Here is a 12,433-nt window from a genome sequence, read left to right as displayed (position 1 = left end):
TGCTTTTAAGCGGGCACAACACACGCCGATACTTCCTGTACAATCTGCTCGTAAAGTTGCTTTAAATCGTCCCAGCGGTTATTATTTATTAACTCAGCCGGAAACAACCCGCTCCCGATACCTACGCCTTGCGCACCGGCTTTAAAATATTCCCGGAAGTTTTGCAGGTTAAGGCCTCCTGTAGGCAGTAATTTCAGGTAAGGCAGCGGCGCCAATAATTCTTTTATAAACTCGGGGCCTAGTTTAGTGGCCGGAAAAACTTTAACCATAGTGGCCCCCAGCTTCCAGGCTTTGTATATTTCGGTGGGCGTAAAAGCGCCCGGAAAAACCGGAATATTGGCGGCTACGCAGGCCCGGATTACTTCTTCGTCCAGAATGGGCGTTACAATAAATTGGGCACCGGCGGTTAATGCTTTTTCCAAATCAGTTTGGTCGCATACGGTACCAGCCCCAATATTCAGGCGGTCGCCATAATTTTTTACGAGCCAGGCAATTGTATCGGGTGCGCCCGCCGAGTTCATGGTTATTTCTAAAGTAGTTAAGCCGGCGGTAGCGTAACACGCGGCCAGAGCCTCGGTATGCTCCGGCGGCATATTCCGCATAATGCCTACTACCGGTACTTTATTAAATCTTTCCTGGGAAAAATGCTGGCTCATAATTACTAGTCTGTTAAACGTTGGTATATTTTAAATTGCCCCCGCACCACGGCTTCGTCTACCCATTGGGCCGGAAAAGTCTGCATTTGCTCCGTAAGCCCTAGCGCCTGCAGCGCTAAGCTATAATATTTTTGTAAGGCGTGGCCGGCTACTAAATAAAGCTGGCCATTGCTATTTACTAAATCCTGCAACTCGGTGCCAATTACTAACCCACTTAAATAGCTAAAATTTTGCTGGGGGTTTAATTTACCAAATAAATTATTCGTCCGGACCCGGAAAGCTGCGTGCAGCAAATTAGTGCCCACGGCATCTGTTACCCCTTGTTTAAAGGCAATCGCCAGGGCTGGTTCTTCCGGGTTTTCAGCGGGGGCAACAGTGGCACTCAAAATACTTTTTTGCGCTAGTAAACCAAAAATTTCCCCGGTCATGTAAGTTTTAAAACCGGTAACGCTGTTGTTGTTTACCCAAATGTGTTTGGAGTGCGTACCCGGAAAAATAAAAACCTGCTCCTGCCCTATTGCTGGATCTTCGGTAAGTAATCCAAGTAACTGGGTTTCTTCGCCCCGCATTACATCGTGGGCGCTTTTTACGCCCGAAACCAATACTCCCTGATGCGGAAAATCCGGCGTTGCTTTTAAATATTGCGTTTGCAAGCCGGCCCCATCCAAGCCAAAAGGCAGTTCCTGGTACGGCAACTCCAGCATACCAATTGTAGAAGAGGCCATTCCGGAAATTACAACCGGCACCTGCGTTAAATGCAAGCTTATTTTTTTTTCGAGCTGTTGAATATGTTCCAGGATAATGCCGAGATAAAATATTACCCGATCTGGTTTTTGGGCTTCGCGCCAGCTTTGGTAAGTCGCGGCTATTCCTTTCTCCGAAACTACTTCTGTTATTACTTTTAATTCGGGTACCGAAACCAACCGCAACCGGAAAGCCGAAGTACCCCAGTCACAACTCAGGAAATATTCCATTAATCAAATTTTGAAGCTAAAAATACGTAAGAATCTGTAAGCTGCATGTCAATAATTGATTTATTACCTAAGTTTCAATTTAGATAGGGCCAATCCTCGGTTTGTGCCCCCACAAACCGAAAGAAAGCCATTAACACCAGCAATCCTTCAGGTCTGTGAGGGCACAGACCTGGGTAGGAGCCCCTACTGAAAAACAAGCGTATATCTGGGAATAATTAAAGATAAATCTTGGAGTTCATAACTCTTCTTTATCTCTCTTTCATCCTTACTGCTTTTGCTTGCTGTAACCGGTTAACGTTACTGGCCCCAATAACCCGGATGGCATGGGTTTCCAGACCGAAGCATCAAATGGTTTGTAATTAATATTTACAAAGTTTATTTCGTGGTAACGCCGCCATTCTATTTTTTGCTGGTCCATGTACCGGATGCGGTTGGCCATTAAATTAGCTACTTCAACTTTTAAGGTATTTTTACCGGGCTTTAAATATTGCCCTACCCGGGCCCGGAACGGAATACTCCACAAAATACCAACTTCCTGTTCATTCAGCCAAACCCGTGCACTCTCGTTTACTTTACCTAAATCCAGCAGGTACTCGCCGGCGTTTTTATTGGGCAAATTAAAGGTAATGGTATATGCACCGGTGCCAGAAAATGCTTCGGCTTTTTTATCCGGCAGGGCGGTCCAGGATACGAGTTGCTTTAGTCTTTGGTCGGCAAGTAAATCCGGGCCGCCTTGCGTAAAATGCAGCGCCCACTCGCCTTTTATTTCCTGCACTTGCTTAGGATTATCTAAATATTGCCAGGCCGTTATGTTATTAGCGGGCGTAGTCGTAGCTTTTAATATTAAAGCTTCCCCGGATTGCAATTGCACCCGAACGTTGGTTTTATTTTGAACTTTGTTAGCTATTGCTAAGCCGGCCCGGCCACTCTGCGGGTCTAGTATTACTACCGATGGGGCTTCGGAATTTAAAGGAATGGTTGTATCAATGGGTTTGGCCGTGTGGTTTACCAGGTAGTAATATTTGCCTTCCGGAATTTCGCGCCGGATAAATTTTAGGCCAGCATCGGTTAAAGCTTCGCGGTTTACGCCAACTGTTTCCAGGGCTTTAGGTATATTTTTCGTGAGCAAAATTTGTCCGGAACCAGTTTTAAACGTTTGCAGGCCGTTACCCGCGTTTGTAAACGCCAGCGAATTGATTAATGCTTTTAACTTTTGTCTCCGGTTAGTTAAATCGTGCAGGCCCGGCACATCTTCGGGCATTTGTTCTATTACTATGGTAGCGCCGGCTTTAGCTAGTTTGAGTATATTTTCGAAGGTACTTACCGGCATGTATTTGGCCTGCGGTACCAGCAAAACTTTATGCGTGGGCGCAGTAGCGGCGGTCTGGATATTTCCATTTTTTACCTCAGCGGCGGCCAGCATTTTATCCGAAACAAAATCGAGCGAGTAGCCCGTAGTCATTAAATTTTTAACTTGTTTGTAGAACGGCGTGGGATGCAACCATTCGTCAATAGCGTGTACTGTAATCAGGCGTTCGCGGCCTTCGGGTTGGTTCCAGAAATCGTAAACCGGCCAGTAAATAGCCAGTTCGTTATCGGGTTTGCCTGCCTGCAACACCGATTGGGTACGGGCAATATAATCGTTCAGGCCCCGGAAATGCGGCCACAAACTATTGGCCGGCGTTAAATTAAGCGAGGCATAAAATAACCAGCCCGGCCAGGCCACATCTTCCGGCGAATACGTTACACCGTGGTAAAAAACATGGTTCACGCCGGCCAGAAAAGCTTGCTCTACTTCGGGTTTGCACTGCGAAAACGAATTTTTAAAATGTTCGCCCAGCCAGGTAAAAGTCTCGGAAGAAACCAGGTTTTTACCGGAAGCATGCCCACCCGACGAAGCAAATTTTAACATAATCGGGTCCGGATCTACGTTGCGGACATCGGCGCTGTCGCGGCGCAAACCCGGAATGGGAAAATAGCTGGAGCCAAACGTTTCACCTTCCGGAATATCAACCGCCGCGTATAAATCTAATAAATTGCCCGGCGAGCCGTGGGCCTGGTTTTTAGTAAGGCTGTTACGCTGGTGCGCCCAACCCGTCCAGGTGCGCGTAAAATTCTCCAACACCATTTCGCTCATGGTTTCGCGGTAATCCGCTTTCAGGCGGGCAATATTTTCGGTTTTCTCTTCACTCGTCAGTTCCCGCAAATAAGGCTGTAAATCGTAGCCCCGGCGCTTCCGGAATTCTTCCAGAAACGAAGGTGTCCAGTCAGCACCGTAAACTTCGTAGCTATCGTTGTAAAAGGCCCGTACCCCGTGGTTCTGGTTGCCAAATACCGGGTTAAAGCGTTCCAGGTAAGCCGTAACCGCGTCTTTATTCAGGTGGTCGAGGGTAAAACCAACGCCGCCGGGTGCCGCTCTTTTCACCATTTGCCGGGTTTTACCGTTGAAAGCTGCTTAAATTTGCCAGTTCCCGGTTTTGGGCAACCAGTTCAGTTTTCCGGCGGCGCTAACTTTATCGGTAATATTTAATATTTCGCCTTTGTCGCCGTAGGCCATCACAGCTTGCAATATTGGTCCCAGTTCTTGCTGTTTGGCATCATTTACGCTAATATTTTCCGCTAACGATTGGCCACCTTTTAAGGAATATTTTTGAATAATCAGCTTGGAGGCGGCGTAGGCCGGCTTTACCTGCGGACCGCCAAAAGGCCAGCCGGTGCCTTGTGTCATGTCTACGCCCATGCCCAGGTCGCCGGCTTTCTTAACCGTAAAATCCAGCATTTGCATCCATTGCGGCGATAAAAACTCAATGTAGCGGCTATCGTGGCCCATGGCGCCGTAAATAGGGGCTATCTCTACGCCGCCCAAACCGACCCGCGCATATTCACCTAACAACCGATTGATATTTTTCTCGTCTACGGCGCTGCCCATCCACCACCAGCGGGTCCAGGGGCGGTTTTCTTTTTTAATTTCGGGCCAGGCATTATTCGCGGCTACGGCCGGTTTGGCATTGGTAATATTGCTGTTGTTTTGCGACGGACGGCAGTTGGTTAACAAGGAGCCGCAAAGCGCCAGGGCCAGAAAAATTTTACGATTAGAAATCATCAAAATAAAATATTAAGCAGTAAAGCCAGGTGGCACAAAACAATAGAAAAGCTTACCCGCGAAAGTTACGGTAAATAAAATACTTCTTTTAAAGGCACCGTTACCGGCGAATTATCCGGGTTGGTGTCCATGATATCGGCCATGTAAGCCCACCATTTCTGCACAATGGCGGTGCTGCCCAAATCCTGCGACGATTGACCGGCTTGTTTTTGCACAGCAAAGAGCGTATTAGTTTCTTCATCCAGAAATATTGCATAATCGCTTACGCCGGCTTCTTTTAATAATTGCGCCAGTTCGGGCCAGATTTCGTTGTGTCGTTTCTGGTATTCTGCCTCAAAACCAGGTTTCAATTTCATTTTAAAAGCAAATCGCTGCATCTGAGTTGTATGTTTTGTATTATTTATGAAATCATTAATTTTTATTTATCCTGTTGTATCCTGTAAAATAAAACCGGCCGTTCCTATTTTGTGATATAAAAATTAAGTTTTAAACCGAAATATGCTAAGGTTGATACAAAACTTTTACTTTTTAAAGCAGCATATAATATTAGCATTCCATTTTAAGATTAGGATGGCCTTTTTACAAATATTTCTTACTTTATGGTTTTACAAATAGGTGGGTTCAGATTTAATGAAAATTAAAAGAAATATACTGCTTCTTGTGTTGGTATTAATGGGCTTTGCTTCGTGTCAGCAGGAAGTAAAGCATTTAAAGGGCCGCAGCTATAAAATTACCGGCGAGGTGGCTAACTGCGAAGGTTGTGAGGTAAAACTACAACTCTACGACTTTAACCAATACAAATTTGCGGAACAAACCCCTATCCGGCTCGATTCAGTTAAAAATAACCGGTTTACGCTGAAGGGGCGTACCACGCAGGCCGGCTTTTACGAGGTACACATTAAGGATAAAGTAACCGGCAAACCCATGGTAGCTATTGTTTATTTGCCCGCCGAATTAATACACCTAACGGCTGATGCAAATGGTTTAGCGCCCGGCAAACTTCAGCGGTTCCAAAGCAATTTACTCCCAGCCGGGCGAACTGGTGCTTTCGACAAAATCAGCGTAACTTCTTCTTCGCCAGTGCAAGCCGACATAACCAAATTTCTTTTATTACAAGATAGCTTAACGGTAGCTTATTTAAAAAAGGAAAAAGAAACGTACACGGCTTTCCGGTCTACTTACGACTCGGGTAACCCCAAATTAATAAATGCCTGGGCCGATTCGGTGCAACAGGTGCCTTATAAATATTCGCTGTACAAGGCTTATGCTGCCGATTTATTTATCCGGCAACACCCGCAGTCCGAAGTGACTATTCTGGCCATGCTGGAAAACCACCACGAAAAAACCACTAATTACCGTTTTTACCGCTATTTTAAAGCTTTGCCTTTGAGCAAGCAAATTACTTTCTACGGGCAAGCTTTAGCCCGCAAACTTAACCTGCCCGACAAACCGGCCAAATATAAACAGCACTGGGTGGGCAGCAGCATTACTTACTTAAAAGGAAAAACGCCCGATCAGGAAGAACTGGATGTAAAAAAAATATTCAACCAGAATAAATATACGTTGCTTACTTTTTGGGCTTCCTGGAATGTGCCATCCCGCTCGCAAATGACGGAATACCAGAAAATTTATCAGCAACACCAAAAACAAGGCTTCGAAATAATTGCGGTTTCCTTCGACCAGGATTACCGCGCCTGGACGCAGGCCATTGCGGACGAAGCCCTAACTTTCCGGCAGGTATCAGAGTTGAAAGGCAAATATGCGGACGAATATAGAAGATTCCGTATCCGGGATATTCCGTTTAATATTTTGTTCGATAACCGGGGCACCATGGTAGCCGTGGATCTGACACCGCAGGAAGTAGCCCAAAAGCTAAAACAAAACTTATAAAATATTGGAGATCAATATTAGGAGCTAGGTAAACAAGTACCCCGACAAACTAAATATTAAGAGATAGCCGCTTTAATCAACAGAAAACAAAAGCCCCGCTGTAGAGGTACGGCAGGGCTGGTGATTTTAAAATAAATATTCGCTCTATAAAATAAACTAAAGCGAATTGCGGCGGATAAGGGTAAATGGGTTGCGAATTTTTCCTTTTCTTTTATTAATAATCATGTAAGCGGCCGTTTCACCCATTTTCTCGTGGTCGGTGGAAATAACGGTAATGCCGTTGGCTAATATTTCTTTTAAAGGGGTATCGTTGTACGAAATAATGCCCAAGTCCTGGCCAAGTTCCAGATTATTAACCCGCGCGTATTTTATTAAATCTACCAGATCCGATTCTTCCAGCACAATAAAGGCCGTTTTTTCGGTAATGGCTTCTTCATCAATGCCATCTACTACGCTGCAAGCAAAAGAAGTTTCCTGGCAAAACCGCTGAAATCCTTTTACAATTTCAATGGGATACGGAATATCTTTGGGGTAAACCATTACCAGTTTTTCGTATTTGTATAATAAATCAATGCCCGAATGTAAAGCATTATTTATATCCCGTTCAAAGTCCTGGTAAATGGCCGCACACTCACCGGCATACCTATCCAGGTTTTTATCGAGCAAAAGCAATTTATTAGACGGTATCTTGCTAATGGTTTGCATAATGGTATCGGCGTGCTCGTAGAAATGCGGCATAATAACGTAATAGTTATACTTGCCCAGGTTTTCCTGAATCAAAGCTTCGCAAACTTTACCATCGTTGTGGTGCACGTGCAAATCTACTATGGCATCTTCGCCGAGGGTGCGCAGCAGCGAATAATACATGTTTTTTTTGTAAGTGCTTAACTTGTTAAAAAGCAAAAGCACCCGGGTTTTATTTACCGAAAACTTCTGACAAATATAATTGCCCTTACCCCTAACCGAATTAATAATTCCGCGTTCGCGCAGTTCTTTATAAGCCTTCTCAACCGTGTCGCGCGATAAATAATACATTTCGCTGGTTTCGTTGATGGAAGGAATGCGCTGCCCGTGTTTTAAAATGCCTTCTTCTATGTCCGAAATAATGGCGTTTACAACCTGTAAATATTTAGGTATGGTAGACGATTCATCTATACGATCCAGAAGTTCCATAAATAATTTAATTGGGGGTTTGCCAACGCTTATTGCAATCTAAAATAAGCTATTTTTTGATAAATTCTAACTTTATAAATAAATATGATGCTGAAATTTGAAAAATGCGAGCTAAAATTGCGCTATAAATATTTAAATTTTAAAACCTTATAGCCACTTTATTATAAGTAATTCTAACAAAACAGAATATTGTTAGACTATTTACAAGAAAGTTCTCGTCAGTTTAAAGAGGAATAAATTATTAAAACCGGTAAAAAAGCAGGTTGAATTTTATCCTGAACCTCCGAAATAATTATTAGCAGGACTTGCGCAAATTAGTTTTTAACACTGAAGTTGTTTAGCATTTCCGTTTCAAACAGATTCTGGTGCCATTGGTGGTGTTATCACCGCCAATTCTAAAACTTCTGCCAAACTACTTGCTGGTGAAAACACACAGCAAGGGCAAAGGTTCATCCAACTTAAAAATGCTAAACAACTTCACTGTAAACCATCCCCCTTGCTCCCTCCGCAGGTGGACTATAAATAATCTTGCGAAAGTCCTAATTAAGATTAATTATTCCGGTTTCTGTTAAACCAAATAGTTTAGCCCTGTTGCCGATTATAAATATGGCATTAAGGCGGCTACCGGTACATGCGGGCATAAGCCTGCGGCGTTAAGTTGGTAATGGCTTTAAAGTAGCGGTTAAAGTTCGAAAAATTAGCAAAGCCGCTTTCAAGGCAAATCTGGCCAATGCTTAACCGGTCTTCCATTAGTAATTTGCAGGCGTGGCCAATCCGGATTTCTAACAAAAACTGGGAGTAGGTTTTGCGGGTGTGGGTTTTAAAATAACGACAAAAAGCATTGGGACTTAGGTGCACCGTGGCGGCCACTTCTTCCAATTTAATTTTTTGACTAAAGTTAGCCAGGGTAAAAGCGTGTATTTTGGCAATCCGGCGGGTGTCCTGATCGTTTAGCGGAATATTAAAGCCATCGCTGGAAAGAAAAGTAGTTTCGGACGACAGGGCAATTAATTGCAAAATGTGCAGCAGCGCCGTTAGGCGGTCTAAGCCTTTTGCGCCAACCATGGCCTGCATTTGTTCTGCAACCCTTTGGCGGGTTTCACCTTTTATATGAATGCCGCGCCGGGCTTTCCGGAATAACTCTTTTATAATACTTAGTTCGGGCAAATCCAGGAAGGTATCGCCCCAAAAGTTAGCTGTAAATTGTACCACCATGGCCTGGCACTCCGTAGACTCATTAGCCGCCGTTTGGTTTTCGCCCCGCCAGAAATGCGGCAAATTAGACCCGAGTAAAATTAAATCGCCGGCCTGAAAATTCTGAATACTATCACCCACAAACCGGATGCCGGAGCCTTCCTGCACATAAGTAAGTTCGAGTTCTTCGTGGTAATGCCACTGGTTGTAAAACAACGGATTTACCTGTTGCCGTACGGCAAACGACTGCTCCGGCACTACCTCTACTTTCAGTAAATGTGGCTTCATTACCTATATTCTACCAAGTTAAAAGGCCAATTTAATTTAATAAGGTTAAAATAGTATCAAACCTGGCCAATATTTAACATTTTACTTTAGTAGCAAATGTATTTATTTGTAAATATTAGCCTATTGTAAATTGTCTTGAATATTTCAGAAGGATTAGAAATGGAGAAGATAAAAAGGATAAAGCACTTCACCATTGTTATTCAGGAGGAACCTATTTAGTAGGTAACAAAATAGTTTCCTCCTGAATGACAACTGTGGGGTCAGGTACCAAGATTAATTAAGTTTATGTTGCTGCGAAAACCGTAGCTTTTTAGGTATGTCGTTCGATACCAAAGATTTCAAATGGCTAAGTATTCCACCACCGTATTAATTAAAAATCTATGAAAGTCGGATTATTTATTCCGTGTTATGTGGACCAGTTTTACCCCCAGGTAGCTATTGCCACTTTGCAACTACTCGAAAAACTCGGCCTGGATGTAGATTACCCGCTTAACCAAACCTGCTGCGGGCAACCTATGGCAAATTCGGGCTTCGAAAAATACGCGAAAGGTTGTGATGCGTTGTTTACGAAAAACTTTGCCCAGTACGATTACATTGTGTCGCCTTCCGGAAGTTGCGTACTGCACGTAAAAGAACATTTACACGACGATAAAAATCCGGCCGAAGCCAAACACATTCAAAGCCGCATTTATGAGTTGTGCGAGTTTTTAACCGATATTCTGCAAATAAAGGATTTGGATGCCCGCTTCCCGCATAAAGTTGGTTTTCATATTAGTTGCCACGGGCAGCGCGGTTTGCACCTAAGCCAGATGTCGGAGTTAGTAGCCGAAGACTTTTCGAAACCCGGTTATCTGCTGAATATGGTTAAAGATTTGGAACTGATTCCGCTGAACCGGAAAGATGAGTGCTGCGGTTTTGGCGGTACGTTTTGCGTGTCGGAAGAAGCCGTTTCGGTGAAGATGGGGAAAGACCGGGTGCAGGACCATTTGCAGCACCAGGCAGAATATATTACCGGCGGCGATATGTCGTGTTTAATGCACCTGGAAGGCATTTTAAGACGCCAGAAAAGCCCGGTTAAAGTAGTTCATATTGCCGAAATATTAAACGGAAGTTATGCATAACGAACACATCATACCTACGGACCACGCTACCGCTGCTGAGGTATTTTTGCAAGACGAAGAACGCGCCAACTGGCACGACAAAGCTTTGTGGTTTATCCGGGAAAAACGCGACGTAGCTACCAAGCAAATACCCGACTGGGAACTGCTCCGCGAAACGGCTTCGCAAATAAAACAAAACGTGTTGGGCAACCTGGATAATTACCTGGAACAGTTTGAGCAGAACGCCCTGCAAAACGGTATTAAGGTACACTGGGCTGCCGATGCCGCCGAACACAACCAGATTGTACTGAATATTATTCAGCAGCACGGCATTCAGAAGCTGGTAAAAAGCAAATCGATGCTGACGGAAGAATGCCACCTGAATGATTATTTACTGGAGAACGGCATTGATGTAATTGATACGGATTTAGGCGAGCGCGTGGTACAACTGGCCAAAGAACCGCCCAGTCACATTGTGCTGCCTTGCATTCACAAGCGCAAAGAAGAAGTTGGCGAATTATTTCATATCCATTTGGGTACCGAAAAAGGTGCCAGCGACCCCGCTTACCTCACCGAAGCGGCCCGACAGCATTTACGCGAAAAATTCCTGACCTCTGATTTAGCTATAACCGGGGTAAATTTTGCCATTGCTGAAACCGGCGGTTTTGTGGTATGCACCAACGAAGGCAACGCCGATATGGGTGCGCATTTAGCCAAAGTACATATTGCCTGCATGGGCATCGAAAAAATAATACCCAAAGCCGAAAACCTGGGCGTGTTTTTACGCTTATTAGCTCGCAGTGCTACCGGTCAGCCAATTACTACTTACTCCAGCCATTTTCACCGGCCGGCCAAAGGTCAGGAAATGCACCTGGTGCTGGTAGATAATGGCCGTAGCGTGCAGTTGGGCCGCAAAGATTTCTATAATTCGCTTAAATGTATTCGCTGCGGAGCCTGTATCAATACTTGTCCGGTTTATCGCCGGAGCGGCGGGCACAGCTACCATTATGCTATTTCGGGACCGATTGGTGCTATTCTGGCCCCTAATATGGATATGCGTAAAAACGCCGATTTACCTTTTGCCTCTACTCTTTGCGGCTCCTGCACCAATGTATGTCCGGTTAAAATAGATATTCATAACCAGTTGTACAAATGGCGGCAGGTATTGGGCGAAGAAGGTTATGTGCCTGCCACCAAAAAGCAAAGCATGAAAGCCATGGGTTCTTTACTCGCCAACCCAACACTTTACCGCATAGCCGGCAAATCGGGCCGCACCATGATGCGCCTGCTACCTGGCTTGGCCAACAACAAAGCCATGAACCCTTGGGCCAAACAACGCGACATGCCCGCACCGCCGAAAGAAAGTTTCCGGGATTGGTACCTTAAAAACAAAAAACAACATGACTAGCCGCGAAAAAATATTAAATCAGGTCCGCCAGAACAAACCGGTAGCAATACCTTTACCCCAAAATATTACGTTTGCTACCGTTACCGAACCCGAACGACTACCGGCTTTTGTAAAAAGCTTTACCAGCGCTGGCGGTGTAGTTTCAATAGTACCGGATTTTACCACTATCGGGCAAGAACTGCAAGTTCTTTTCGACCAGCCCGAACGGGTAATGAACACAATTCCGGCTGTAGGTTACGGCCTGGCACCCACCGATGCCATTGCGCAGGGGCACATTTTAGCCAACCTGGAAGTAGCCGTCGTAACTGGTTCGTTAGGCGTAGCCGAGAACGGAGCCATTTGGGTTTCGGTCGAAAATATTCCAACGCGTGTATTGCCTTTTATTTGTGAGCACCTGGTTCTGGTATTGCCCCAAAGCAAAATAGTAGGCACCATGCACGAAGCTTACGCAATACTGCCTAAATCTTTTCCGGATTACGGGGTGTTTATTGCCGGCCCAAGCCGCACCGCCGATATTGAACAGTCGTTGGTAATTGGCGCCCACGGGCCCAAAAGAGCCCACGTGTTCATTTTGGAGAATGAATAATTTACCTGCCTTTAGGTATTTATCTACAAACCTTAAGACTAATATAATTTTGGCTGTTTCT

11 protein-coding genes are annotated in these 12,433 nt (G+C 44.7%); 4 read left to right on the top strand and 7 right to left on the bottom strand.

Annotation, left to right across the window (positions count from 1 at the left end):
* Positions 1-5: 5 nt before the first annotated feature.
* The 5 genes from F0145_RS09110 to rhaM all read right to left on the bottom strand — a co-directional run bounded on the left by F0145_RS09110 (position 6) and on the right by rhaM (position 5,110).
* The gene (locus F0145_RS09110) at positions 6-656 is read right to left on the bottom strand and encodes a bifunctional 4-hydroxy-2-oxoglutarate aldolase/2-dehydro-3-deoxy-phosphogluconate aldolase (RefSeq protein ID WP_150088095.1); all 651 of its coding nucleotides are present in this window, start codon (positions 654-656) and stop codon (positions 6-8) included.
* A gap of 5 nt (positions 657-661) precedes the next feature.
* A complete protein-coding gene (locus F0145_RS09105; protein WP_150088094.1) occupies positions 662-1,630 on the bottom strand; it encodes a 2-dehydro-3-deoxygalactonokinase in 969 nt (322 codons plus the stop codon).
* Between the two features lie 265 nt (positions 1,631-1,895).
* The gene (locus F0145_RS09100; RefSeq protein WP_223815914.1) at positions 1,896-4,058 is read right to left on the bottom strand and encodes a glycosyl hydrolase; all 2,163 of its coding nucleotides are present in this window, start codon (positions 4,056-4,058) and stop codon (positions 1,896-1,898) included.
* Between the two features lie 27 nt (positions 4,059-4,085).
* A complete protein-coding gene (locus F0145_RS26535) occupies positions 4,086-4,733 on the bottom strand; it encodes a glycosyl hydrolase (RefSeq protein WP_223815913.1) in 648 nt (215 codons plus the stop codon).
* Positions 4,734-4,798: 65 nt separating this feature from the next.
* Positions 4,799-5,110, bottom strand: a complete 312-nt coding sequence (gene rhaM / locus F0145_RS09095; RefSeq protein WP_150088093.1) for an L-rhamnose mutarotase — start codon at positions 5,108-5,110, stop codon at positions 4,799-4,801.
* A gap of 253 nt (positions 5,111-5,363) precedes the next feature.
* Here rhaM and F0145_RS09090 point away from each other — a divergent pair, with 253 nt between their 5' ends.
* Positions 5,364-6,623, top strand: coding sequence for a TlpA family protein disulfide reductase (locus F0145_RS09090; RefSeq protein WP_150088092.1), 1,260 nt, complete (start codon positions 5,364-5,366; stop codon positions 6,621-6,623).
* A 156-nt stretch (positions 6,624-6,779) separates the two neighbouring features.
* Here the strand turns inward: F0145_RS09090 and F0145_RS09085 are convergent, their stop codons facing one another.
* Complete coding sequence (locus tag F0145_RS09085; RefSeq protein ID WP_150088091.1) at positions 6,780-7,796, bottom strand: GntR family transcriptional regulator; 1,017 nt, start codon at positions 7,794-7,796, stop codon at positions 6,780-6,782.
* A gap of 621 nt (positions 7,797-8,417) precedes the next feature.
* Positions 8,418-9,278: an AraC family transcriptional regulator gene (locus F0145_RS09080; RefSeq protein ID WP_150088090.1), complete on the bottom strand. Its 861-nt coding sequence runs from the start codon at positions 9,276-9,278 to the stop codon at positions 8,418-8,420.
* Between the two features lie 380 nt (positions 9,279-9,658).
* Here F0145_RS09080 and F0145_RS09075 point away from each other — a divergent pair, with 380 nt between their 5' ends.
* The 3 genes from F0145_RS09075 to F0145_RS09065 are packed head-to-tail and all read left to right on the top strand — an operon-like array spanning position 9,659 to position 12,372.
* Positions 9,659-10,399, top strand: a complete 741-nt coding sequence (locus F0145_RS09075) for a (Fe-S)-binding protein (protein ID WP_150088089.1) — start codon at positions 9,659-9,661, stop codon at positions 10,397-10,399.
* Positions 10,392-11,786 carry a lactate utilization protein B gene (locus F0145_RS09070; protein ID WP_150088088.1) on the top strand — a complete coding sequence of 465 codons (1,395 nt, stop codon included), beginning with the start codon at positions 10,392-10,394 and terminating at the stop codon, positions 11,784-11,786. The genes F0145_RS09075 and F0145_RS09070 overlap by 8 nt, the downstream gene beginning before the upstream one ends.
* Positions 11,779-12,372, top strand: coding sequence for a LutC/YkgG family protein (locus F0145_RS09065; protein WP_150088087.1), 594 nt, complete (start codon positions 11,779-11,781; stop codon positions 12,370-12,372). Before F0145_RS09070 ends, F0145_RS09065 begins: the two co-directional genes overlap by 8 nt.
* The last annotated feature ends 61 nt before the right edge of the window (positions 12,373-12,433 follow it).

This window comes from Adhaeribacter rhizoryzae, assembly GCF_008629685.1.
Taxonomy (GTDB): domain Bacteria; phylum Bacteroidota; class Bacteroidia; order Cytophagales; family Hymenobacteraceae; genus Adhaeribacter; species Adhaeribacter rhizoryzae.
Note: the sequence above shows the minus strand (reverse complement) of the source record. Positions and strands in the feature narration are given on the sequence as shown.

Coding starts and splice junctions, on each gene's coding strand:
- F0145_RS09110 (WP_150088095.1), bottom strand. CDS start 656: ATGAGCCAGCATTTTTCCCAGGAAAGATTTAATAAAGTACCGGTAGTA.
- F0145_RS09105 (WP_150088094.1), bottom strand. CDS start 1,630: ATGGAATATTTCCTGAGTTGTGACTGGGGTACTTCGGCTTTCCGGTTG.
- F0145_RS09100 (WP_223815914.1), bottom strand. CDS start 4,058: ATGGTGAAAAGAGCGGCACCCGGCGGCGTTGGTTTTACCCTCGACCAC.
- F0145_RS26535 (WP_223815913.1), bottom strand. CDS start 4,733: ATGATTTCTAATCGTAAAATTTTTCTGGCCCTGGCGCTTTGCGGCTCC.
- rhaM (WP_150088093.1), bottom strand. CDS start 5,110: ATGCAGCGATTTGCTTTTAAAATGAAATTGAAACCTGGTTTTGAGGCA.
- F0145_RS09090 (WP_150088092.1), top strand. CDS start 5,364: ATGAAAATTAAAAGAAATATACTGCTTCTTGTGTTGGTATTAATGGGC.
- F0145_RS09085 (WP_150088091.1), bottom strand. CDS start 7,796: ATGGAACTTCTGGATCGTATAGATGAATCGTCTACCATACCTAAATAT.
- F0145_RS09080 (WP_150088090.1), bottom strand. CDS start 9,278: ATGAAGCCACATTTACTGAAAGTAGAGGTAGTGCCGGAGCAGTCGTTT.
- F0145_RS09075 (WP_150088089.1), top strand. CDS start 9,659: ATGAAAGTCGGATTATTTATTCCGTGTTATGTGGACCAGTTTTACCCC.
- F0145_RS09070 (WP_150088088.1), top strand. CDS start 10,392: ATGCATAACGAACACATCATACCTACGGACCACGCTACCGCTGCTGAG.
- F0145_RS09065 (WP_150088087.1), top strand. CDS start 11,779: ATGACTAGCCGCGAAAAAATATTAAATCAGGTCCGCCAGAACAAACCG.